A 23,487-nucleotide genomic window follows, 5' to 3' on the forward strand; every position below is an offset into this window, starting at 1 on the left:
TAAGAAAGAGTCTGGTTCACCAGACTCTGGCGCTGACGCGCTGTCACGACAGTGACAATCTAACCCTTGCGCGTCATGTGCATCCTGCCCGGAGGGCTTTTTATTGCATAGGGAAGTTCGGAGAACTGTCCTATGCAATAAAAAAGGGTAACTCAAAGACACAGTTACCCTAAAACTTTGCTCATAAATAATATAAAACATATTACATATAATTACAATACCGTATTATTTTTTATATATTACGCAAAGATCTTTCTGAAAGTATTTTTTTATAGTTAAATAAAAAAAGAAAACCGGCCGTTGTTGCAGAAATGGTATCTGATATAGGCTCCGAATAATAGATTCCCCTGACGCCAAAAATAAGGGGCATGATTATAATCATGGGAATCAAGAGGATTATCTTTCTAAAAATCGCAATAAAAAGTGAAATTTTTGCCTGTCCAAGCCCGACAAAGGTTGACTGGCAGCACATCTGCAGACCAAATATCCACATACCTCCTATATAAATAGGTAAAACATCACCTACTAAACTGATTAGCTCGGGTTTCGTTGTGAATATCCTTGCCAAAACTTCAGGAAATAAAATACATATCAAACTTGATAAGGTAGTTACCGAAACCGTTCCTATTAATGTTATTTTAAAGGTCTTCATAACACGTTCAAATTTTGCAGCACCATAATTATAACTGATTATAGGCTGAACCCCCTGCGTAAAACCTTGAACCGGTACTATCAGAAGCTGCATTATGCTTTGCAAAATAGTCATGGAGCCAACATAAAGATCTCCTCCGTGAAACTGTAAGCCACGGTTATAAACTATCATAATTGCACTTTCCGTAACCTGCATTATAAATGGTGCTATTCCAAGTGCACCTATACTTGTAATCATTTTTATATCCGGCTTTAAACATTTTAATTTTATACGAACACTGGATCTTTTAGAAAGTAAAAAAATTACTACCCAGGCAGCACTAATAGCCTGGGATGTTATCGTAGCTATCGCCGCACCTTTTACCCCCATATGAAATCTAAAGATTAAAATAGGATCTAAAATAATATTGGTAACAGCTCCTATTAAGATAGACATCATAGCTATCCTGGCCTTTCCCTGAGAGCTTATAAACATATTAAGTCCAAGTGCCAATTGGACAAAAACCGTACCGCAAAGATAAATAGTTATGTACTGATTTGCATAATCAATTGTATTATCACTTGCTCCGAATAAATATAACAGAGGTTTCTTTAATATGAGAAATCCCATGGTGAGAAAAACCGAGAAAGTCAGCAGCATAAGAATAGCATTTCCCAATATCTTCTCTGCTTTCTCTTTATCACCTTTACCAAGATTAATCGCTGCAAGAGGTGCTCCCCCTGAACCGGCAAAAGCACTGAAAGCAGATATTATGGAAAGTATGGGAAATGTAATCCCAAGACCTGTTAAAGCAAGATTACCGGCCTCCTTTATATGGCCTATATACATACGGTCAACTATATTATATAAGATATTTATAATCTGGGCTACAATAGATGGTAATGCTAATTGAAATATTAATTTTGATAATTTTTCTCTGCCTAGTGCATTTTCTTTTAAATCACCCATCCTAAACCTCATTTTCTCAAGTAAATTCCATTTTTTATAAGCTGCACCAGCGTCCGGAGGCGCCGCAGGGCAATACTAAATGATTGGAGGAAACCGGAAGTCCTACTTCATCTGCCATAACCTTACCTCCGAATTTAGAGCTGACTTCAATTCCCAGCAGATAGGCCAGCACTGCAGGCTGCAAGCCGGTGGTGTAAGAATTTATAAGAAAAAATAACGGTTCTTTTGTTAACACCTGGGAGCATAATTTAACAAAAGGATGAATGTTGTCTTCTATTTTCCAGATTTCACCCTTGGGTCCTCTTCCATAAGAAGGCGGGTCCATAATAATGGCATCATAAAAGTTTCCTCTGCGTATTTCCCTCTCAACAAATTTACCGCAGTCATCCACGATATAACGGATGGGCGCTTCGGAGAGCCCTGATAAAGCCGCATTTTCTTTTGCCCAGGTAACCATACCTTTTGAAGCATCCACATGGGTAACGCTCGCTCCGGCTTTCGCAGCAGCTATTGTCGCTCCTCCTGTGTAAGCAAATAAGTTTAACACCTTTATTTCCTTATCTTTATTCTCAGCTTTCCGTTTGCGTATAATATCACCAAACCATTCCCAATTAGCCGCCTGTTCCGGAAACAGTCCGGTATGTTTAAAACTAAAAGGCTGGAGATTAAAGCTCAAATCCTTATATTTAATCTGCCATTGTTTCGGCAAATCGAAAAATTCCCATTCGCCTCCGCCTTTATTGCTTCTATGATAATGGGCATTCTGTTTCTTCCATCCCCCATGAGTTTTCGGTGTATTCCAAAGAACCTGCGGGTCCGGACGAACCAATATATAGTCACCCCACCGTTCTAACTTTTCTCCCGAAGAAGTATCCATTACTTCGTAATCTTTCCATCCATCTGCAATCCACATATCATTTCTCTCTTTCGATTTTTTCATTAGACATTCTAAAGCATATTACATAATAATAAATAATTCAACCAGCACTAAGTTAAACCACCTATCTTTTGCTTCATAAAATTCTAATATATATTAAAACTACTTATCTATATAAGTATTAATAGTATTATAACAATTGTCAGCTTCATAACCCAATTTATTAAGGATGAAGCTGCCTAAAGTTTCTTAGGTTCAGAAAGCTTCAGACAGCTTATTATAATATATCTGATAAACAGTATTACCATTAATAAAAATAACTATTAAAATTATAACCGTTGTATATTATATAATTAATTTCAGGTTCTAAACAATTTTCCTCTATACCAATGAGGGATATCGTGTTTAAACCTCTATCTCTTCTTAACGGAGGATTCCCTGATTACAACTTCCGTATTAATGATTACTATCTCTTTCGGTAAATTCACATTTTCCATGCGCCACATTAATATCTGAACCAATCTCCTGCCCATTCTCTGATTACCGATGTGTACCGTTGTTAGTGCAGGTGTTAAGAGTCCGACTTCTTCTTTATCATCAAAACCGGTCACCGCAACGTCTTCCGGTATTTTTATCCCTTTTTTCTTAAGCCAAAGCATTACATCTTTAGCTATATCGTCATTCGCACATACAAACGCTTCCGGCATAGCAGTCAGTCTGTCCAGTACTGCGGCAATTTCCTCCTGCCGGTAGTATTTATGCTCCACATGCTTATTTATAACAAATTGTTCATAAGGTGCAATTCCAAACTCATTAAGAGCAGACAGATATCCCTCATAACGATCCTTAATGGTTCGGCAATAGCTGGTATCTCCGATAAATGCAATTTTTTTCATTCCTTGATCTATCAGATGTTCTGTAAGTATTTTTGTACTGTTGTAACCCTCAAAAACAAGCACATCCCCCAGATTAGATATCTCATGAACATTACTTGGGCCATCCAGGAAAACAACCGGAACATCTTTCTTAATAATCAGTTGCAAAAAGGATTTGCTGAATACACTTAAAATAATGATTCCACTCATATCTGTCTGCATGTCCAAAGGAAGGACATGTCCGGCTTCATCTTCCTCACTGATAAAATTAAATTGAAGTCTGCAGTTGTTTTTATTCAATTCATCGGATATTCCCATTATAATACGGTTCCAGAACGTTGATAATTCTCTTCTGGCAAAGACCACAACGGTTTTGGTTTTTTCCATCTTGTCCTTTATTTTAAAATCATTTATAACTGCCGGTGATAATTTGGTGTATCCCATCTCATAAGCCTTCTTTATCACTACATATCTCGTTTCATAAGCTACCGTATCGCTGTTATTTAATGCCTTTGCTACCGTATTTCGAGATAAGTTTAATTCTCTCGCGACATCCTGTATTGTTATTTTCTTCACTTGCTTCACCTCATCCATTTAAAGACGATGCTTTTAAGTATCTCCTGCATTCCCCTTTTTATTTCCTTATTTGGCATAATTTTTGCACTATAAATATACAAATGTGTAAAATTAATATGTATTTTTCCTCACATTTAATTTACAACAGCCTCTTACAGATGTCAATTGAATTTTCCGGACTTTTTCTCTTATTATAAGCTCTTCATTTCCTTAAAAGCAGTTTAACTTCTTTAATTTTCTTATATGATTTTAATCCGCTCATAATTATTTTAACCGTTTTTTAACTTGACGTTACTGGTAAAAGAATATAAACTGAAAGAGCAGACAATACATGGAAATGAACATAAAAAGACGCCTGCTTCATAAGACGTGTTAAATAATAAAAACGGAGGGATTAAATATGGGAATATTAACAAGATTCAAAGATATTATGTCAAGTAACATCAATGCACTTCTTGATAAAGCAGAGGATCCGGAGAAAATGATTGATCAATGCTTAAGAAACCTGAATACTGATTTAGGTAAGGTTAAATCTGAAACAGCCACCATTATGGCAGAAGAACAACGCGCCAAGAGAGTTTTAGATGATTGCAGAGAAGAAATCGAAAAAATGCAAACCTATGCAGTGAAAGCACTTGAAGCTAATAATGAAGCTGATGCTAAGAAATTCCTGGAGCAGAAAGCCTTGTTAACCAATAAATTAAGTGGTTTACAGGAGGCTTACGATTTATCTCATGCCAATGCCGTGCACATGAGAGAAATGCATGATAAATTAGTAGGCGATATTAACGAACTCGAATCCCGCAAGGACATGATTAAAGGCAAATTATCTGTTGCTAAAGCTCAGGAACGTATTAATAAAATGACTTCTTCCGTAGCCAGTGCCAACGATTCCATGGCAAGCTTTAATAAATATGAAGAAATGGCAGACAAAGCAATTGATAAAGCGAATGCGATGGCAGAACTAAATCGTTCGACTTCCGAATCTTCTATTGAAGACCTTACAAAGAAATATTCGTCCGGAACCGATGTGGATGCCGAATTAGCTGCACTTAAGGCTAGTTTAAATAAATAAGAACATTCATTCCATATGCGGGAAATAGCGGCGGGTAATAAAAGCCGCTGTTTTTCGTGTTATGAAATAATGTCGACAGACATTATAACAGCGCCGAACGTAGTGAGTGCGCATCGACGATGCGAAGCATCGCTATCATATGAGCCTCGCGAATATGAAATAATAGCAGAAAGAGGTAGGGTTTCATGGTAATACAATATAAATGTCCAAATTGCGGAGCCGACATGGCATATGACAGTACCTCAGGTATGCTGCATTGTGACAGCTGCGGAGAGAACATTGATATAAAAACGATTAAAAATCAGGATTCCAATGATTACAACCGTTCAGAAACCAAATCAACGCATTCTTCCAAACAGGATGATTTTACTGAGACGGACGTTAACTCCCAGACCTTTAGCGAAGATGAAACGGTAGAATATCAGTGCCAGAACTGCGGTGCCGTATTGATTACAGATAAAAATACAACTGCAACTACCTGCAGTTTCTGCGGAGCCGGTGTAGTATTAGCAGACCGTTTAAGCGGAAGCAAAGCTCCGGCTAAAGTTATCCCTTTTACCATTAATAAAGAGCAGGCACAGGAAGCCTTTAAAAAATGGTGCAGAAAAGGGCGCCTGACTCCAAAAGGGTTTATGACGGCCGACCGGATTAAAAGTATTACCGGATTATACGTACCTTTCTGGTTATATGATTTAAACGGACAGGGAGAGGCTAATGCAGACTGTACCAAGGTCCGGACCTACACTCAGGGGGAATACATTTATACGGAAACCAGTCATTTTAATGTATATCGAAAAGTTAACTTAAATTATCTCAAAGTACCAGCGGATGCTTCCGAGAAAATGAATGATAAGTTAATGGATAAGCTGGAGCCTTACAATTATGAAGAACTCAAGACGTTTAATATGCCTTACCTGGCAGGATATCTTGCGGAAAAGTATAATTATAATGACAGAGAATTATTTGACAGAGTCAGGGAAAGAGTTACAGATTATGTGGATCTTTATATAAGAGATACCATAAACGGTTATACTACTACCTCTTATAATCAAAAAGATATATTAATAAAAGAACGCAATGCAGACTATGTTCTCCTGCCTGTATGGATGGTTTGCTATGATTATAAGCAATCCGAACACACTTTTGCGATGAACGGCCAGACGGGTAAGATTGTGGGCAAGCCGCCGTTAAGCAAAGGTAAAATTGCAGCCTGGTTTGCAGGTGTCAGTTGTGCCTCTTTTATAGTTATTAAAATTATAGCAATTTTGTCAGGAGGGCCTGTACTATGATTAATGTCCAAAAACATATACCTGGAAAAGGGGTTAAACCTATTAACCGTACAATTGCCTTCCTTATATTATTCTTAATCCTTTTTCCTGTTTCAACTATGTTTAACCCGGTAAAACCCTTAGCAGCTGCTAAGGATCAGAAAGTTTATGATTATAACGGACTGTTTAATGAAGAGCAAGTGGCAGATTTGGAATCTATTTGCTCAGATTATGGGGAAGACGGCAAAGTTGATATTGTTGTAATTACCGATGACCTGGGCGGAGACTCCCCTAAAACATACCTGGAAGACTTCTATGATGAGCACAAATTCGGATATAATCAGGAGTTCGGTGATACCGCAATGATCCTGGTTAATATGTATAGTGAAGACCGAAGTGTAACCATTCAAGGTTACGGTGATGCCGAATATTATTTAAACAATGACCGCATTGAGCACATATTAGATGATGTCAGACCCAAGCTGACAGATGGTGACTATTACGGCGCCATGGAGGAATTCGCCAAACAGGCTGCTTATTATATGAACGAGGAAAAAGGTGTTGACACAACCCCTGCAACCGGAGATGCCGGTTCAGAAAATTACTACGGTGAATCCGGTTATAATGGCCCCAGCGATTATTATGGAGAAAAGGAAGATAATATCTTTTATAATACCGGTTTTCAATTATTAATGGCAGTGATTATCGGAGCAGTCACCGTAGGAATCATGGCAGCTAATTCCGGCGGACGGGTTACCGTTTCCGACAGTACTTATCTAGATGAACAGAATTCAGGGATTGTTGCCCGGCGGGATGATTATATCCGAACTACCACCACCAGAGTAAAAAAACCATCCAATAACCAAAGCGGCGGTCGAAGCAGCGGTGGCGGCGGAATATCAAGCGGCGGCCATTCCCACAGCGGTGGAAGCCGGGGTTTTTAATAAGTATTTCAATAGATATTTCATTTATTCACAAGATATTATAAAATAGATACTGTAAGATATTAAAATAGCAGAAAGGATGTAGCATATCATGGGCTTTTTTTCAGGACAATTATCCAATGTTGTAGAATGGGAAGAATTCAGAGAAGATATGATCTTCTATAAATGGCATAACGAAGAAATAAAAAAAGGCAGTAAATTAATTATCCGTCCGGGACAGGATGCCGTGTTTTTATTTAACGGAAAAATAGAGGGAATCTTTAAAGATGACGGTGACTATGATATTGAATCGCAAATCATACCGTTTCTTTCAACCTTAAAAGGTTTCAAATTCGGATTTAACAGTGGTATGAGGGCTGAAGTCTTATTTATTAATACGAAAGAATTCACTGTTAAATGGGGAACCAGAAATGCAATTAATATCCCGACCGAGAAGATGCCAGGCGGCTTACCGATACGCGCCAATGGTACTTTTAACTTCAGAGTGAATGATTATATTAAGCTGATAGATAAAATTGCCGGTGTAAAAGACAGTTATTTAGTCGACGATGTTAAGCTCCGTATCACCGCTCTCTTGGATCAGTTATTAATGAAATGGATAACAAAAGAAGGAAAAGATATGTTTAACCTTCAGGCAAATTCTTTTGATATCAGTAATGGTATCCGCACGGATTTGGATATGCAGTTATTTGATACTGGTATTACAGTTACCGGATTCAACGTAATGAGCTTTAATTATCCCGAGGAAATCCAGCAAATGATTAACCGTAATGCCTCTACCAATATGATCGGGGATATGAACAGATACCAACAGGCTGTTATGACTGACGGGATAGCCTCCGGCAGAGTACAGGGCGGCGGTATGGCTTCCGATATGGCCGGTATGATGATGGGTATGAATATGGCAAATCAGATGTTGCAGAATATGAATCAGACGAATCCTGTAAATCCCAGCCAGCCTAACAGCCAATTCGCAGGTGGCGGTAAGAAACCTAACTTCTGTCCAAACTGCGGTCAGAAAACCGGAGATGCTAATTTCTGTCCGAACTGCGGCCAGAAATTAATATAAAAGAGAGGGCTGCTGTTAAATGATTTTTAATCTAACAGCAGCTCTCTCTTTTATAATTTTTACCTTTATTGAACCTGGAATACCGGGTCAGACACCAATTTTGTAAGTTTTTCTTCCGCATCTATTAAACTGTTCCCTTTTACGCCAAAGTAAAACTTAATCTTTGGTTCTGTTCCGGACGGCCTTACAGCACACCATGCATCCTCCTCTAATTCAAAATACAAAACATCCGATTTAGGAAGTCCCGTAGGTATTACCGTTCCTGTTGCAAGATCCGTTATTGTATCAGCTTCGTAATCCCTGAATTTAAGTACCTTAAAGTCACCGGCTTTGGTTGGCGGATTCTTTCTGTAGCTTCCCATGATTTCTTTAATTTTCTCCATACCCTCAATACCTTTTAAGGTTACTGATACCAGGTCTTCTTTAAAATATCCGTATTTTTCTAAGATACGATTCATCTGCTCATATAACGTAATTCCTTTTTGTTTATAATAAGCCGCAGCTTCACATAAAGTCATAACTGCAACTACCGCATCTTTATCTCTGGAATGAGTTCCTATTAAGCAGCCATAACTTTCTTCAAAACCAAATACATAGGAATGAGATCCGTTTTCCTCAAAAAGTTTAATCTGCTCACCAATATATTTAAATCCGGTTAAAACTTCAATTAATGTTGCGTTGTAATATTTCGCAATCTGGTCAGCCATATTACCGGTTACAATTGTTTTAACCAGGGCGGCATTGGCAGGAAGAGTATTATGTTCTGCTTTCTGGGAAAATACATACTCGGCGATTAATGCACCGGACATGTTACCTGTCAAAAGTACAAATTCTCCTTTTTCATTTCGCACCTGTACACCAAGTCTGTCCGCATCCGGGTCGGTTGCAAGAATTAAGTCGGCGCCCACTTCATCAGCTAGTTTCTTGGCTAATATAAATACTTTCGGATTCTCAGGATTCGGATAACTTACTGTTGAGAAATTTGAATCCGGTAATTCCTGTTCAGGAACAACATATACATTGGTAAATCCAAGTTCTTTTAATATTCTTCTGACCGGAAGATTGCCTGTTCCGTGAAGAGGGGTGTAGACAATTTTCATATCCTTGTTATTTTCGGCAATCGGATTCACCACTAATTTCTTAAGTTCTTCTATATATTTATCATCAATCCTGGCACCAATTATATTATATAATCCCTGAGCTTTCGCTGTTTCTATATTCATCGTTTTCACAGTGGCATAATCGGTAATTGCATTAACCTCTGTAATAATTTCAACATCTTTAGGATAAGTAATCTGAGCACCATCTTCCCAATATACTTTGTAACCGTTATATTCCGGCGGATTATGGCTGGCAGTAATAACGATTCCGGCTATACAGCCTAATTCTCTAACCGTAAAAGACAATTCCGGTGTTGGTCTTAAGGATTCAAATACATAAGCCTTGATTCCGTTGGCATTTAAGCAAAGAGCTGCATCTTCTGCAAATTCAGGAGACATCCTTCTGGAATCAAAAGCAATCGCAACACCTTTCCCGGCTCCACCCTGCTTAATAATAAAATTAGCAAGACCTTGTGTTGCTTTTCTAACGGTATATAAATTCATTCGGTTACTTCCGGCACCTAATATCCCTCGAAGACCTCCTGTACCAAATTCCAAGTCTTTATAAAAACGATCCTTTATTTCAGCTTCATTTTCTGATAAATCCTTTAATTCTTTTCTTGTTGCCTCGTCAAAATATTCATCTGTTGTCCATTGTTCATATTTCTCTAAATAATCCAAAACGTATTCTCCTTTCATCTCTCTTATTATTTTACATTGTAATGAATTTCAGTATATCTTGCAATACATTTTTTCATACAGTTATGAAATAATAGGCATTCTTTCTATGTGACTGATTCGAATTTATTGGTTATACAGGATGAATTGAAAGAAGAGATGAAAATGATAAAACATTTCCATCTCTTAAGTGTCTGTTCATAAATTTATTATTACCACTTTAAGCTAATGAACTATTTCGTGAAATTAATTATATAATTCCCAGAGAAGCATCATCCCGGGTCTCAACATGATGTTCCTTTATATATGCAACGATTTCAACCAGAGTTGTAAACGCCATACCCACGTAGCTGTCAGCCGCACCATAATAGATAGCAATTCTTCCGGTTGCCGCGTCATGAAGGGTCGCACAGGGAAATACTACATTTGCCACAAATCCTCTCTCCTCATACCATTCCTCCGGCGTGAGAATGAAATTCTCTGAACGGTATTTTACTATGGACGGATTGTCAATATCAAGAATTGCAGCTCCCATACTGTATACATAACCGTTACAGGTACCCGTTACACCATGGTAAAATAATAACCAGCCCTCACTCGTTTCAATTGGTGCAGCGCCGCCGCCGATTTTTAAAGACTGCCACCACTGTGATCCTTTCGTCATAACATGCCTGTGTTTTCCCCAGAAAACCAGATCAGGACTTTCACTGATAAAAATATCCCCGAAAGGAGTGTGCCCGCTGTCACTTGGACGGGAAAGCAAAGTAAAATTACCGTTTATCTTTCTGGGGAATAATACACCGTTTCTGTTGAAAGGTAAAAACGGATTATCTAATCTGGTAAATGTCTTAAAATCCTTTGTCTTAGCTAAGCCAAGTGCCGCACCATAAAAGTCGGTGCACCAGATGATATAATAAGTGTCTTCCACTTTTATCAAACGGGGATCATACGCATATCTTGGCATAAAAGGTTCCCCGTTTTCATTTACAAAGGGTATCCGCTCTTCATCATAAGTCCAGTGAATGCCGTTTTCGCTGTGCCCTAAATATAAATGAGGTATACCATTATTAGTCTCTGCACGAAATACTCCAATAAACTTTCCTTCATAAGGAACTACCGCACTATTAAAGATTCTTGCAACTCCTTTTAATGGATTTCTTCCGATAATAGGATTTTCAGAATAACGCCAAACCGGACCAGCCTGGTTCTCCTGCTTCTCCTGCCAGGGTATATTCGGCAGATTCTCTGCATACATTTTTATCTCTCCCATAACACTACTCCTTTATGAATATTAATTTTTTAATTATGCACTATAATACACTATAATACTCTATATTTGCACAGTGTTGCATCACTTTGTATTTAAGTTGTTACTATTATATTTTAATTTTATACCTATGTCAATACTGATTTGCATAATTTAAGATTATTTATGCTTTTATTTTGCACTATTTATGCACTATTATTATAAAAACAAAACCATATATCAAGCAAAACACAAACAAAGTGAAAAATCAATGACACATATACTCGTATAATATAAAACGGTGTATTGAATTTTTCACCTTATCTTATAATCCAATTGTAACCATTCCAATATAAAACAACCAAATGGCGGAACATACTAAGTTAATAGCATATACCGAAATATTAAAATTTTTTCCTATGCCAATAATTTTAATAGGGTATTAAAGTAATTCTTGTTTCCCATAAAAATAAATTGTATAATGATATTACAAAGATAAAAACACAGTTCTGGTTGGTAGTCCAGACGTAGCATAAGCTATCAGTAACCTGCCTCCTTGGTTGTCCGTTCTTTGTTCATTTTATTTTAAGGAGGAATAATAATGGACAAAGTACAAATAAGCTTAAGCGTATTTTTTGAGGATCCTTTTTATATCGGTATCTGCGAAAGAAGAATCAATGACCAATTAAGCGTATGTAAAATTACATTTGGAGCAGAACCGAAAGATTATGATATTCAGGAATATATTCTAAAGGGATGGCAGGCCTTAACTTTCAGCCCTGGGATATACGATGTGAGAAACAAGGAATGTTCCAATCCGAAACGCAGACAAAGAGCTGTGAAGCGTCAATTAAAAAAACTGGAGATCGGAACAAAATCTCAACAGGCATTAAAATTACAGCATACTCAGGATAAATCCGAAAGAAATGCCAAGTACCGCCAAAGAAAAGAGGAAAGGAACGAAAAGCAGTTCGCTCTCAGGCAGGTAAAAAGAAAAGAAAAACACAAGGGCAGGTAAACAGATGAATTATGCATTGGGTCTTAATATGAAAGTAGCAGCAATCCAATTAGATGCAGTTTTTGCTGATTTCGACGAAAATCTTAAGAAAGTTAAAAATTTAGTTCTTCAGGCAGTAGAGGATGGTGCAGAATTCGTTGTACTCCCCGAATTTTTTACATCAGCCATTGGTTTTTCACCAAAAATGTTGGAGACGGTACTCCAGAATAAAAAAACACATGAATTTTTGGTGCAACTTTCCTCACAATTTAATATTATAATCGGAGGTTCCTATCTTTCTTTTGATGGATATCAGTGTTACAACTTATTTGAATTAGTTTTTCCCGGCGGTGAAACTTTTACCCATAAAAAAGACCTGCCGACTCAATTTGAAAACTGCTACTATACCAAAGGAGACACCAATCGTATATTACACACACCTATTGGTAATATTGGTGTTGCGTTATGCTGGGAAATGATACGATATGATACTGTAAGAGAGCTCTCAGCGAAAGCAGATATTATATTAGCCGGTTCCTGCTGGTGGGATCTGCCCGATAATGCACTTTCAGAAAGAGAACCTCTAAGGCAATATAATCAGCAATTAGCCTTAGAAACTCCGGTGCAATTTGCTAAACTGTTACATACCCCGGTTATACATGCAAACCATTGTGGAAAGGTTACTGCTTATAAGTTTAAAAACAGCGATAATAACTTTCCTATAGACAGCGAAATGCAAACACGTCAAATGGTTGGTGCAGCACAGATCCTAAGCTCGGAGGGAGAAATAATTGCCAGAAGACCCTTCCACGAGGGGGATGGTATCCTGGCAGCAAACCTTAAATGGGGGGATACCATTCATAGAGAAGCTGATGCAGATATAAATAAGTACTGGATTCCGGACTTGCCAGAGTCCTATTTAAAAGCATGGGAAACTATGAATCCGCAGGGCGAAAAATACTATAACAGCATTTCCTTACCTTATTACCGCAAGAATTATACCCTTTCATTATAATTATCCATTAAAAATAAAATATTTATTAATATGGAGATAAAATACATGTATTGTCCAATTTAAGCATTCAAAATGTTTGTTTAACTGCTCGGTTTAAACCGGGTTTTTTATTATGCTTAAATTTGGAGGAATACATTAGAATGTATTGCAAAAAAAATATACGTATCATGTATACCATTGCTATGCTTCAGGGGATGATTTTTTATGCACCAATAGCTACCCTTTATCGGCAGGCTGCAGGTATTAATATTTTACAAATTACTGTCATTGAAAGTATCTCTTTTATATGTCAGATTCTTCTGGAAGTACCATGGGGTATTGCTGCTGATAAAATCGGTTACAAAAAAACGATGGTAATTAATTGTACTTTCTATTTCATATCAAAAATTATTTTTTGGCAGGCCAGTGGTTTTTCGGGTTTTTTATTGGAAAGGATATTGCTTGGTTTTGTATGTGCCGGACTTTCCGGATGTGATGAGAGTATTTTATACCTATCCAGTGATACGGGGAAAAGTCAGAAAGTATTCACTATGTATTTTAATTTATCAACCTTTGGGTTGGTAGTTGCCGCTTTCGTATATTCGGTCTTTATAAGAGATAATTACAGGTTGGCAGGGTTTCTTACCGTAATCAGCTACGGATTAGCTGCAATTTTAACATTTGGTTTAAAAGAACTATCTCACGAAAAAATATCTCGGGAACCAAATACATCTTTCACACAGTTCATCAGGGGTATAACCAGTAACAAAGGGCACTTATTGCTATTAACTGCCATAGCCTTTTTATCACAGACCCATCAGACTATAACAGTTTTCTTAAGCCAGTTACAGTATTTGCATAGCGGCATATCACCGCAATACATGGGTATCATTTATGTTGGAATTAATTTAATAGGTTTTTTGGGATTATATTCATTTAGACTAAGTAAATGGCTTGGCGAGCATAAAATTATTATATTGATCTACGGAATGAGTGCTTTATCCTGTGGTGTTTTAGTATTCAGTATTAATCCGATACTATCTGTTTTCTGTATTGTTTTGCTTAGAATATCGTTTAATCTACTCAGTCCACTAAGCAGTGAACTGCAAAACCGTGAAATTACAGTGTCAAACCGGGCAACTGCATTATCTTATAATTCTATGTTTATCAATAGTATCATGACCGCAATTAACCTGATATTCGGCCGAATTGCTAAAGAAAATCTTTCATTGGCCCTGGCATTCGGAATGTTACTTTGTATCCTAGGTGGTGTTTTATTTCATCTTTGGTTTTTAAGAAGATTGGTTTAGGTGATATTTTATTAGACCTTGCTTGTATGCTGTGGCTCGATGTTTAGAAAAACACATAAAATGAGGATGCTGTAAACATATATTTACAGTATCCCCATTACAATATTTATTCTTAAGTAAAACAAAAATTAAGCTTTACCTACGGAACCGAATAATTCCATCTTCTCTTTTACAGTAGCCTTAATAGCATCCGTACCAGGAGCTAAAAGCTTACGAGGATCAAATCCTTTACCTGCTAAATCCTTGCCTGCTTCAATGTACTTACGTGTAGCTTCTGCAAAGGATAACTGGCATTCTGTATTAACGTTAATCTTGGCAACACCAAGAGAAATTGCTTTCTTAATCATATCTTCCGGAATACCGGTACCTCCATGAAGAACTAAAGGCATGGTTCCTGTTAACTGCTGTATTGCATCTAAGGTTTCAAAGCTAAGTCCAGCCCAGTTTTCCGGATATTTTCCGTGAATATTACCGATACCTGCTGCAAGCATAGTTACGCCAAGATCTGCAATTGCTTTACATTCTTTAGGATCTGCAACTTCACCGGCACCTATAACTCCATCTTCTTCACCGCCAATGGAACCAACTTCTGCTTCTATGGATATTCCCTTATCACCGCATATTTTAACTAATTCTGTAGTTTTTGCTATATTTTCATCAATTGGATAATGGGAACCATCAAACATAACGGATGAAAAACCAGCTTCGATACATTTTAATGCACCTTCATAGCTGCCGTGATCAAGATGCAGGGCAACGGGTACCGTTATTTTTAATTCCTCTAACATTCCGTTAACCATACCAACGATAGTCTTATAACCGCACATATATTTTCCAGCGCCCTCAGATACACCAAGAATAACCGGTGAATTTAACTCTTGAGCTGTTAATAATACTGCCTTAGTCCATTCAAGATTATTAATATTAAATTGACCTACTGCATAATGGCCTGCTTTTGCTTTATTAAGCATATCTTTTGCTGATACTAACATAATATACCTCCATCTTCTTCTATTTTATAGTATAAGCTGTAATACAACTTTTAGTTATTATAACCTATTTTTATTGAAAAAGAAATATAAATTATCACGAAAAGCTTTTTTGTTATAATTTTATCAATGTAAAGTCCGAAAACTTCCTAAAACACCTTATACTTTACTCTGTCCGTCCCATGGAATACGAATCAGGTAATCCTATGTAAATTGTTTCTGTATTGCCTATTTGTTAACCTTGCTGTAAACTATACTTATTCAATGATAAACCACACTAAGTAAAGGTGATACTGGATTATTGTATGGTACCTTCCAGAAAGCAAAAACAGTTTCACACTTACCTAAAATTAATTCTGTTATCAAGTATACACAAAAGGAGGGATTTCTTGCAGGAAAAGATTATTTTTCACGTTGATGTTAACTCTGCATTTTTAAGCTGGGAAGCGGTTTACAGAAAAGAAGTACTAGGCGATACTCTGGATTTAAGGACAATACCTTCTGCAGTAGGAGGCGATACAACCAAACGTCATGGAATTATTCTTGCTAAATCCACTCCCGCCAAAAAGTATAACATCCAGACAGGAGAACCCATTCATCAGGCCTTGTTAAAATGTCCTGAGCTTCTTCTGGTTCCTCCAAACCGTACGTTATACGAGGAGTGTTCCCAGAGTTTACTAAATCTATTACACCAGTATACTCCAGAAATTGAACCTTTCTCAATTGATGAAGCATTTCTGGACATGACCGGAGCAAACCTGGGTGCTTCTCCGCTTAAGGCCGCTTACAGTATAAAAGACAGGGTTAAAAACGAACTTGGATTTACCGTAAATATCGGAATTTCATCCAATAAGCTTTTAGCCAAAATGGCTTCTGACTTTCAGAAGCCGGATATGGTCCATACCTTATTTACCAGTGAAATACCTGACAAAATGTGGCCGCTTCCTTTAGAAGAATTATATCTGGTAGGCCGTTCTACCAGTAAGATTTTACATGATTTAGGCTTAAAAACAATCGGTGATATAGCCCATACCGATGTTCGTATATTAAAAGCCCACTTAGGTAATAAACACGGTCAGGTAATATATGAATATGCCCATGGAATAAATAACGATTCCGTTGAATCAAAGGAATCCCCCAATAAAGGTTATGGTAACAGTACCACATTATCCAAGGACGTTACCGATTATGAAACTGCTAATCTTGTTTTATTATCTTTAAGTGAAACCGTATCGTCAAGGCTTCGTGCAGGTGATGTTAAATGCAGCTGTATTACGGTTGAACTTACGGACTGTGAATTTAATCATCAAACTCACCAGACTACCTTATTATCGCCAACCAACACCACCAACATCATTTTTGAAACTGCTTGCCGGCTGTTAACGGAATTCTGGGATGGCACCCCAATACGGCTTTTAGGAATCCGGACTACGAAATTGACTTCAGAAGATTATACACAGATGAATTTATTTGATATGGTCAAAAATGAAAAATTAGAGAAATTGGATAAAGCACTGGACAGTATCCGTAATAAATTCGGGACAGATGCCATAAAACGTGCCAGATTTATAGATCCCAAACAAGAAGCAAAACAAGACGAATAAGCCGGCCCGCTTTTAATAAAGCTTTTATCCTAAGTCTGAAAAGCTGGCCCAGTACCCTTATGCACCAGCGTTGCTACGCTTAGTGGAGGAATGTATGCTTTCTTTCGTCATAGGTGTTCCTATCACTTCATAGCTTCCCGTGTGGTTCGATGCTTTAAGAACAATACTGTATTGTCCTGTTTCTTCTAAGGAAACAACCTGATTATATTCCTCTTTCGTACATTCTATAAACTCAAGCACATATGTATCCGTATCACGATTTTTAACACCGATACTTAGTTTTCCTGAGATTGTGGATACGTTTATTTCCAAACTGGTTGGTTTGGTAATCTCAAAATCGTAGCGCAGCGATAATGCTGACTGCATTTCTGTCGTTTGGTATAAATGTGATGGTAAGTCGGATATATCCTCTTTTATGCTCTCGTCTGATGCAGAAGTTGAGTCACTTTGCGTCTGGCTGGAAGAAGTTGAGTCACTTTGTGTCTGGCTGGAAGAAGTTGAATCCATGTCTATATTTTCTGTGGAGCAGCTTGTAAATAAAGTAATGACAAATAAAACGCTCAATAGAACACTAATTTTTTTCATGATATAATCACCTTTCCTTATTTATGATGCCACTAACCGTTTTTTCATAATTTGAAATTCATCTGATAACATCAGATCTATATTCCACTAATTTCCATTTCACATTCTATCATAGAAGCTGATATTTGTCACTAGTTACTTTCTATTCTTAATATCAGTAAGCTGTGACAGTAAACTATTTCACTTGGCATAAATCATAAAAATATAGAGGCAGTTGCACCAGCGGTTATCAAACCGCTAGTGCAACTGCCTCTGTTTTGGGTAATTACGTTATAATTTATAAAGAAGCCGTTTGCCGCAATCAACACCAGCCTCTACATTTTATTCATGACATTTACATTCGCCGCTGCAATCTCCTTCATGATGATCATGATGATCACAATTAGCTTCTGTACCTTCTGCCAAACTTCCATCCAGATAAGCAGCTGTCACCACATCTGCATCTCCGTTTGCTCCAGGCACCACCAATATACCGGCCTCCATAAGGCCCTCCATAGCACCCATTCCGATTCCCCCGCAGATAAGTACATTTACCTTTTGGGCAGATAAGAGGGTAACTAATTCAGAATGACCACTGCCATTACTGCTTAGAGTCGTTTTGCTGACTAATTCCTCACCGCAGATTTCATATATTTTAAACTGATCCGATTTGCCAAAATGCTGAAATACATTATTATTCTCATCTACTGTTACCGCTATCTTAATGGTTGCTGCTTTTTCAGCTGCAGCTGATACTTTTTCTGAAGAAGTATTTTCTCTGACTTTATGAACAATTTCTATGGTTTCTGCCGCAAGATCCAACCAGTCCCCCTTTAGTTCTTCCACCTTTTCCCCATCAATAGCTGCTGCAATAGCAGAGTCAATGGGAACCTTACCAAGTACCGGCAGATCATATTTATTTGCAATATCATCTATGTGGCTGGTTCCGAATACACTTATTTTTTCACCGCAATTGCCGCATTTTATATAACTGTAATTTTCAATTAGACCAAGAATTGGTATATCCATGGCATTTGCCATATTTACTGCTTTTGAAACTATCATGGATACCAGTTCCTGAGGTGAAGTTACAATAATAAGACCATCAACCGGTAAGGACTGGAATACCGTTAAAGGCACGTCACCGGTTCCTGGGGGCATATCTACAAACATATAATCAACATCTTCCCAAAGCACTTCGGACCAAAATTGTTTAACGGTACCCGCGATAACTGGTCCTCTCCAGATAACAGGTGTATCCTCTGTTTCCAGTAATAAGTTAACAGACATAACCTTAATACCCTTTTTCGTTTCTGCTGGAAGAATTCCCAATTCATTGCCGGCTGCTTTGCTGTGAATACCAAACGCTTTAGGAATAGAGGGTCCTGTAATATCTGCATCTAATATTCCTGTGTTATATCCTTTCCGATTCATAAGTACGGAAAGATAAGAAGTAATAAAGGATTTACCGACTCCGCCTTTGCCGCTTACAATTCCGATTACTTTCTTAACCTTGCTGTATGGATTAAGAGGTACCAGGAAATCCTCCTTGGATGGTTGTCTGGATGAACAGTTTTCACTGCAGCTCCCACAATCGCTGGAACAACTGCCTTGAGATTCATAAGTTTCGCTCATATTATTTCTCCTATTCTTGATTTTTAATTCTTGATTATTATTTCAGGATTCTTAAGGCTGTCTTTTACACCGCTTACAACCGAAATCACAGGGACAATCTTTTTCTGCAATTTCATAATTACCGCCCTGAACCAATATCCCTTTCCCATCACACAGAGCTTCTACGGTTTTATGCCTGCCTGAATATAGAATACGCTGAAAGGTTCCTCTGGATATACCCATCTTCTTAGCAGCATCTTCCTGCTCCAAATTTTCCAAATCGCAAAGTCTGAGTGCCTCAAGTTCATCTACACTTAAAATAATATACCCTAATCTATTATCTTCCGGCGTAAAAACTTTGTGATGAAACTCTGCGCATACTTTTCTGCATTTTGCACTTCTGGGCATAAAGTATCTCCTTTCTAAGCTTTCCTATGTATCTTCTTTCTTATTGTGCATATGCACACAATAAATTATACTACCTGATTCATATTTGTCAATAGGAATCTAAATTAACCTGCTTCTTTTATGATTCATTTATGATAATGTCTTAGTGTACCACAAATGATTATGTCCCAATTAGTCGTTCATATATTATAATAGAACCTCATGACTTAGAAATGAGGTGGACACAATCAGAAAGGTATTACTAACAATGGACGAAAACCAAAAGTACGAGGTCATTAAAAAACTCGTAGACACAAATGGTAATAAGAAAACAGCTGCTCTTAAAATAGGTTGTTCAGATCGACACATCAATCGCTTAATAAAGGGCTATCAAGAACAAGGTAAGTCTTTCTTTATTCATGGTAACCGAGGGCGACAGCCGGCCATTACTCTTCCTACAGATACAAAACAGTTAATCTTGGACTTATATCGTACCAAGTACAGTGACTGCAATCTGACCCATTACTCTGAACTTCTCAAAGAAAAAGAACATATCAGTGTATCTGTCAGTGCCATTACTTCTATTCTTAGAAAGGAATACATCCTTTCTCCTAAAGCAAACCGTTCTTCCAAGAAAGCGGTAAAAAAAGCACTAAAGGCTATTCAATCAAAGACTAAGTCTAAAAAGAAAGCAGCTATTATTCAAAGTTCCATCATGGATCTGGAGGATTCGCATCCTAGGCATCCTAGATGCGCGTATTTCGGTGAAATGCTTCAAATGGATGCGTCCCTACACCTTTGGTTTGGGCAATTCAAAACACAACTCCACATCGCCGTTGATGATGCCACAGGGCAGATTGTTGGCGCCTACTTTGATGAACAAGAAACATTAAATGGCTATTATCATGTTCTCTATCAGGTTCTTAGTAATTATGGCATTCCATATCAATTTTTTACTGACAACCGAACTGTATTTGAGTATAAAAAGAAGCATGAAACCTCTTTAGAGAAAGATACCTTTACTCAGTTTGGTTATGCCTGCAAACAATTAGGAATCGACATTCGTACTTCCAGCGTTGCACAAGCAAAAGGGCGGGTTGAAAGAATGTTTGGCACTCTTCAATCCCGCCTTCCTGTTGAACTCCGACTTGCGAATGTAACCAGCATTCAGCAAGCCAATCAATTTCTCCACACCTATATAAAGAAATTTAATAAGCAGTTCGCTTTACCTATTGATAGTATCAAATCTGTGTTCGAAATGCAACCAGATAGTGATAAAATCAATCTGACGTTGGCGGTATTATCTTCTAGAAAGATAGATAACGGAAGTTGCCTGAAATATCAAAATGAATACTATCTTCCTGTAAACAGTCAAGGAATCGCTGTACACCATCGTAAGGGCACCACAGCAATGGTAATTAGATCATTCAATGGTGAACTTTTTAGTTGTATTGGTGAGCAGGTTTATGCACTTGAGTTACTTCCGGAACACAAGCTTTCTTCAAAAGCATTTGATTTAGCGACCATTCCGGAATTACCAAAAAAGAAATACATACCTCCTATGAACCATCCTTGGAAGCAGGCATCATTTGAAAAGTACGCTAAAAGTCAATTACATAGAAAAGATGTAGCTTAACTGATATTTCGAAGTCTGTAGGTTTATTAAGGTTATCCAAATACCGACTGAGCTATGGATTTTCTCCTAAAGTACTATTTAAAACTAAGCACCAGAAATCTGGTGCTTATGTTTAAACTTTTTGAGGACATTTTCAAAAACGGTTGACATAGGAATCTAAATTAACCTGCTTCTTTATTTTCCAGTATCATTCCGGTTACTGATGAATATTATGTTATATCATAGTAAAGGAGAACCTTATTTTGGCTATTAAAATCTTTATCGATCAGGGACATAACCCTAGCGGTGTTAATGCCGGCGCTGAAGGTTTTGGATTGCGGGAACAGGATATTACTTATGCGGTTGGAATCGAACTTGCTGCTATTTTAAACGCAGATTCCCGGTTTGAAGCCCGAACCTCCAGAACATCGCCTGAACAGTCGTTAGGTTACAGTAACACATCCAGCCTTGCCGAACGGGTTCGTCTGGCAAACTCCTGGCCGGCTGATTATTTTATCAGCATCCATTGTAATGCCAATGAAAATCCTGCTATTAACGGAACAGAATGTTACGTATATCAGAACTATACCCAATCTTATTACCTGGCCGAACGTATTTTACCGGCTATTGTAAGCCGATTAAGTACCAAAAATAATGGTGTCCGGATTAATCCATCTCTCTATGTGCTGCGAAGAACGAATATGCCTTCTACTTTGGTTGAACTTGCTTATATAACAAATTCTGAAGACGCCAAAAAACTTAGTACCAGACAATACGATTTTGCATATGCGATTTATGATGGAATTTTGGACTACTTTGGTTTTACTGTTTAACCAAACCTTACATTTACATTTTATTTTACATAAGATATAAAATTCCCCGGGGTTTTCATAGAATAACATTGAAAAACCCCAGGGTTTCTTTTGGCTTATTTATCAAACAGGTAAAGAATCAGTTCATTCATAATCTTACTGAGGCAGTATCCATTTATAACTTGTACCATCCTCATTGGGTATTAAAATAGCTGCTGCATATAAGTTACCATTTAAAGCACCCAAAATATCTGAAACTTTCTTTAAATCTGTTAATTGGTTAGTATGTACTTCCTGACTGTCAGAGGAGCTATAAGCAGTGCCTTCCTCATCAGCATCTTCTCTGTAGCTTTCGGTCAAATTCTGAAATTCAGAAACGCTGACCGGATTATCCGTATTTACCTCACTGATTTCGTTTATATTAATGGAAAAATTCAGGTTTTGACCATCTGCAAACTGCCAGGTATTGATCCCCATCACTTCACCATATCTGTTAATCAGCGGTCCTCCGCTGTTTCCCGGCGACATTGGCGCGGTTACTTGTATGTAATCAACCCCTTCGAGCTTCCTTGATGTGGAAGATACCATTCCGTCAGCAAACGACCCGGTTAACCCTAAGGGACTGCCAAGAATATATACAGACTCCCCTGCCGTAACACCCTCCTGATTCTGAATTAAAAAATCATTTTTAGAATTAATTTTTAACACGGCAAGGTCAATAGCAGCATCATATCCCAGAACCTGCTGCACATCAAAAGTAGTTCCGTTATAGTTCGTTACCTGTATCTTATCCGCTCCTGCTATTACGTGAAGATTCGTTACCACTTTCCCATTGTCCAAAAAGAAACCGGAGCCCAGATTGTACTTTTCTCCATCTACTTCTGCAAGAATTTCCACCGTAGCTTTGGAACATTTCTCATAAATCTGTTCCGCGGTAAGTATTTTTTTCTGAACCGTTATGGTACTGATATACTTTTTAGTTCCCACAGCGGCAGTAACCTTTACCATTCCTTTTTTTAAACCGGTAACCATACCGGACGCAGATACCTTGGCTATACTCTTATCACTGCTGGACCACTTTATGGGCATTGATGTACCACTTAACTTAAGCTTCACAGTATCCCCTATATAAACAGAGGTTTTTGTTACATTTAATTTCACAGCCGCTGCATAAGCTTCCTCGACATTGCTGTAAAATGGTGTGGAAACCGGTATGGCAGCGGATAAACATAATGCCATTGCTATGGTAAAACTCATTTTTTTAATTTTAATCATATTCATCACTCTTTCTCT

20 protein-coding genes and 1 pseudogene are annotated in these 23,487 nt (G+C 37.7%); 10 read left to right on the forward strand and 11 right to left on the reverse strand.

The genetic code is table 11. The features are described from left to right. Positions 1 to 232: 232 nt before the first annotated feature. The 3 genes from RBU59_RS12875 to RBU59_RS12885 all read right to left on the reverse strand — a co-directional run bounded on the left by RBU59_RS12875 (position 233) and on the right by RBU59_RS12885 (position 3,928). Positions 233 to 1,600, reverse strand: coding sequence for an MATE family efflux transporter (locus RBU59_RS12875; protein ID WP_308148263.1), 1,368 nt, complete (start codon positions 1,598 to 1,600; stop codon positions 233 to 235). A gap of 34 nt (positions 1,601 to 1,634) precedes the next feature. Beyond that, positions 1,635 to 2,513 carry a class I SAM-dependent methyltransferase gene (locus tag RBU59_RS12880; protein ID WP_308148583.1) on the reverse strand — a complete coding sequence of 293 codons (879 nt, stop codon included), beginning with the start codon at positions 2,511 to 2,513 and terminating at the stop codon, positions 1,635 to 1,637. A 377-nt stretch (positions 2,514 to 2,890) separates the two neighbouring features. After that, entirely contained in the window at positions 2,891 to 3,928 is a 1,038-nt protein-coding gene (locus RBU59_RS12885) for a LacI family DNA-binding transcriptional regulator (RefSeq protein ID WP_308148264.1), read from the reverse strand. 400 nt (positions 3,929 to 4,328) lie between these two features. Here RBU59_RS12885 and RBU59_RS12890 point away from each other — a divergent pair, with 400 nt between their 5' ends. The 4 genes from RBU59_RS12890 (at position 4,329) to RBU59_RS12905 (ending at position 8,284) form a co-directional block, all read left to right on the forward strand. After that, positions 4,329 to 5,003 carry a PspA/IM30 family protein gene (locus tag RBU59_RS12890; RefSeq protein ID WP_308148265.1) on the forward strand — a complete coding sequence of 225 codons (675 nt, stop codon included), beginning with the start codon at positions 4,329 to 4,331 and terminating at the stop codon, positions 5,001 to 5,003. A gap of 185 nt (positions 5,004 to 5,188) precedes the next feature. Next, positions 5,189 to 6,292 carry a hypothetical protein gene (locus tag RBU59_RS12895; RefSeq protein ID WP_308148266.1) on the forward strand — a complete coding sequence of 368 codons (1,104 nt, stop codon included), beginning with the start codon at positions 5,189 to 5,191 and terminating at the stop codon, positions 6,290 to 6,292. Next, on the forward strand, positions 6,289 to 7,215 hold the full coding sequence (locus tag RBU59_RS12900) for a TPM domain-containing protein (protein ID WP_308148267.1): 927 nt from the start codon (positions 6,289 to 6,291) through the stop codon (positions 7,213 to 7,215). Before RBU59_RS12895 ends, RBU59_RS12900 begins: the two co-directional genes overlap by 4 nt. A 91-nt stretch (positions 7,216 to 7,306) precedes the next feature. Next, positions 7,307 to 8,284: an SPFH domain-containing protein gene (locus RBU59_RS12905; RefSeq protein WP_308148268.1), complete on the forward strand. Its 978-nt coding sequence runs from the start codon at positions 7,307 to 7,309 to the stop codon at positions 8,282 to 8,284. A gap of 65 nt (positions 8,285 to 8,349) precedes the next feature. Here RBU59_RS12905 and RBU59_RS12910 read toward each other — a convergent pair whose 3' ends face one another. Next, positions 8,350 to 10,065 (reverse strand): phospho-sugar mutase, encoded by a 1,716-nt coding sequence (locus RBU59_RS12910; RefSeq protein WP_308148269.1) that lies wholly within the window; start codon positions 10,063 to 10,065, stop codon positions 8,350 to 8,352. 247 nt (positions 10,066 to 10,312) lie between these two features. Continuing rightward, positions 10,313 to 11,332: a glycoside hydrolase family 130 protein gene (locus RBU59_RS12915; protein ID WP_308148270.1), complete on the reverse strand. Its 1,020-nt coding sequence runs from the start codon at positions 11,330 to 11,332 to the stop codon at positions 10,313 to 10,315. Between the two features lie 577 nt (positions 11,333 to 11,909). On the opposite strand from RBU59_RS12915, the gene RBU59_RS12920 reads away from it, so the two are divergent. The 3 genes from RBU59_RS12920 to RBU59_RS12930 all read left to right on the forward strand — a co-directional run bounded on the left by RBU59_RS12920 (position 11,910) and on the right by RBU59_RS12930 (position 14,609). Continuing rightward, positions 11,910 to 12,326: a YjdF family protein gene (locus RBU59_RS12920; RefSeq protein ID WP_308148271.1), complete on the forward strand. Its 417-nt coding sequence runs from the start codon at positions 11,910 to 11,912 to the stop codon at positions 12,324 to 12,326. 4 nt (positions 12,327 to 12,330) lie between these two features. Beyond that, on the forward strand, positions 12,331 to 13,320 hold the full coding sequence (locus RBU59_RS12925) for a carbon-nitrogen hydrolase family protein (protein WP_308148272.1): 990 nt from the start codon (positions 12,331 to 12,333) through the stop codon (positions 13,318 to 13,320). A 140-nt stretch (positions 13,321 to 13,460) separates the two neighbouring features. After that, positions 13,461 to 14,609, forward strand: a complete 1,149-nt coding sequence (locus tag RBU59_RS12930) for an MFS transporter (protein ID WP_308148273.1) — start codon at positions 13,461 to 13,463, stop codon at positions 14,607 to 14,609. 128 nt (positions 14,610 to 14,737) lie between these two features. On the opposite strand, the gene fba is transcribed toward RBU59_RS12930, so the two are convergent. Further along, positions 14,738 to 15,601, reverse strand: coding sequence for a class II fructose-1,6-bisphosphate aldolase (gene fba, locus RBU59_RS12935; RefSeq protein WP_308148274.1), 864 nt, complete (start codon positions 15,599 to 15,601; stop codon positions 14,738 to 14,740). 386 nt (positions 15,602 to 15,987) lie between these two features. On the opposite strand from fba, the gene RBU59_RS12940 reads away from it, so the two are divergent. Next, the gene (locus tag RBU59_RS12940; protein ID WP_308148275.1) at positions 15,988 to 17,202 is read left to right on the forward strand and encodes a DNA polymerase Y family protein; all 1,215 of its coding nucleotides are present in this window, start codon (positions 15,988 to 15,990) and stop codon (positions 17,200 to 17,202) included. Positions 17,203 to 17,259: 57 nt separating this feature from the next. On the opposite strand, the gene RBU59_RS12945 is transcribed toward RBU59_RS12940, so the two are convergent. From RBU59_RS12945 to RBU59_RS12955, 4 genes and pseudogenes are all read right to left on the reverse strand, one after another. Beyond that, complete coding sequence (locus RBU59_RS12945) at positions 17,260 to 17,787, reverse strand: hypothetical protein (protein ID WP_308148276.1); 528 nt, start codon at positions 17,785 to 17,787, stop codon at positions 17,260 to 17,262. Positions 17,788 to 18,108: 321 nt separating this feature from the next. Continuing rightward, entirely contained in the window at positions 18,109 to 18,588 is a 480-nt protein-coding gene (locus tag RBU59_RS28670; protein WP_442871713.1) for a NifB/NifX family molybdenum-iron cluster-binding protein, read from the reverse strand. Continuing rightward, positions 18,562 to 19,401 (reverse strand): annotated as a pseudogene (locus RBU59_RS12950) (P-loop NTPase); the annotation flags it as partial. The gene RBU59_RS28670 and the pseudogene RBU59_RS12950, both read right to left, overlap by 27 nt. Before the next feature lie 51 nt (positions 19,402 to 19,452). Beyond that, on the reverse strand, positions 19,453 to 19,788 hold the full coding sequence (locus tag RBU59_RS12955; protein ID WP_308148278.1) for a DUF134 domain-containing protein: 336 nt from the start codon (positions 19,786 to 19,788) through the stop codon (positions 19,453 to 19,455). Between the two features lie 247 nt (positions 19,789 to 20,035). Here RBU59_RS12955 and RBU59_RS12960 point away from each other — a divergent pair, with 247 nt between their 5' ends. Both RBU59_RS12960 and RBU59_RS12965 read left to right on the forward strand, forming a co-directional pair. Then, positions 20,036 to 21,403, forward strand: coding sequence for an ISNCY family transposase (locus tag RBU59_RS12960; RefSeq protein ID WP_308143379.1), 1,368 nt, complete (start codon positions 20,036 to 20,038; stop codon positions 21,401 to 21,403). A gap of 242 nt (positions 21,404 to 21,645) precedes the next feature. Next, positions 21,646 to 22,215 (forward strand): N-acetylmuramoyl-L-alanine amidase family protein, encoded by a 570-nt coding sequence (locus RBU59_RS12965; protein WP_308148279.1) that lies wholly within the window; start codon positions 21,646 to 21,648, stop codon positions 22,213 to 22,215. Positions 22,216 to 22,350: 135 nt separating this feature from the next. On the opposite strand, the gene RBU59_RS12970 is transcribed toward RBU59_RS12965, so the two are convergent. Next, positions 22,351 to 23,469, reverse strand: a complete 1,119-nt coding sequence (locus RBU59_RS12970) for a trypsin-like peptidase domain-containing protein (protein WP_308148280.1) — start codon at positions 23,467 to 23,469, stop codon at positions 22,351 to 22,353. Positions 23,470 to 23,487 lie beyond the last annotated feature (18 nt).

The organism is Anaerocolumna sp. MB42-C2, assembly GCF_030913705.1.
In the GTDB taxonomy this organism is placed as follows: Bacteria; Bacillota; Clostridia; order Lachnospirales; family Lachnospiraceae; genus Anaerocolumna.

Excerpts from the sequence above, each read along its gene's own strand:
- RBU59_RS12875 (WP_308148263.1), bottom strand. The coding sequence starts at position 1,600 with ATGGGTGATTTAAAAGAAAATGCACTAGGCAGAGAAAAATTATCAAAA.
- RBU59_RS12920 (WP_308148271.1), top strand. The coding sequence starts at position 11,910 with ATGGACAAAGTACAAATAAGCTTAAGCGTATTTTTTGAGGATCCTTTT.
- RBU59_RS12900 (WP_308148267.1), top strand. The coding sequence starts at position 6,289 with ATGATTAATGTCCAAAAACATATACCTGGAAAAGGGGTTAAACCTATT.
- RBU59_RS12890 (WP_308148265.1), top strand. The coding sequence starts at position 4,329 with ATGGGAATATTAACAAGATTCAAAGATATTATGTCAAGTAACATCAAT.
- RBU59_RS12970 (WP_308148280.1), bottom strand. The coding sequence starts at position 23,469 with ATGATTAAAATTAAAAAAATGAGTTTTACCATAGCAATGGCATTATGT.
- RBU59_RS12930 (WP_308148273.1), top strand. The coding sequence starts at position 13,461 with ATGTATTGCAAAAAAAATATACGTATCATGTATACCATTGCTATGCTT.
- RBU59_RS12880 (WP_308148583.1), bottom strand. The coding sequence starts at position 2,513 with ATGTGGATTGCAGATGGATGGAAAGATTACGAAGTAATGGATACTTCT.
- RBU59_RS12955 (WP_308148278.1), bottom strand. The coding sequence starts at position 19,788 with ATGCCCAGAAGTGCAAAATGCAGAAAAGTATGCGCAGAGTTTCATCAC.
- RBU59_RS12895 (WP_308148266.1), top strand. The coding sequence starts at position 5,189 with ATGGTAATACAATATAAATGTCCAAATTGCGGAGCCGACATGGCATAT.
- fba (WP_308148274.1), bottom strand. The coding sequence starts at position 15,601 with ATGTTAGTATCAGCAAAAGATATGCTTAATAAAGCAAAAGCAGGCCAT.
- RBU59_RS12905 (WP_308148268.1), top strand. The coding sequence starts at position 7,307 with ATGGGCTTTTTTTCAGGACAATTATCCAATGTTGTAGAATGGGAAGAA.
- RBU59_RS12925 (WP_308148272.1), top strand. The coding sequence starts at position 12,331 with ATGAATTATGCATTGGGTCTTAATATGAAAGTAGCAGCAATCCAATTA.
- RBU59_RS12960 (WP_308143379.1), top strand. The coding sequence starts at position 20,036 with ATGGACGAAAACCAAAAGTACGAGGTCATTAAAAAACTCGTAGACACA.
- RBU59_RS12915 (WP_308148270.1), bottom strand. The coding sequence starts at position 11,332 with ATGGGAGAGATAAAAATGTATGCAGAGAATCTGCCGAATATACCCTGG.
- RBU59_RS12945 (WP_308148276.1), bottom strand. The coding sequence starts at position 17,787 with ATGAAAAAAATTAGTGTTCTATTGAGCGTTTTATTTGTCATTACTTTA.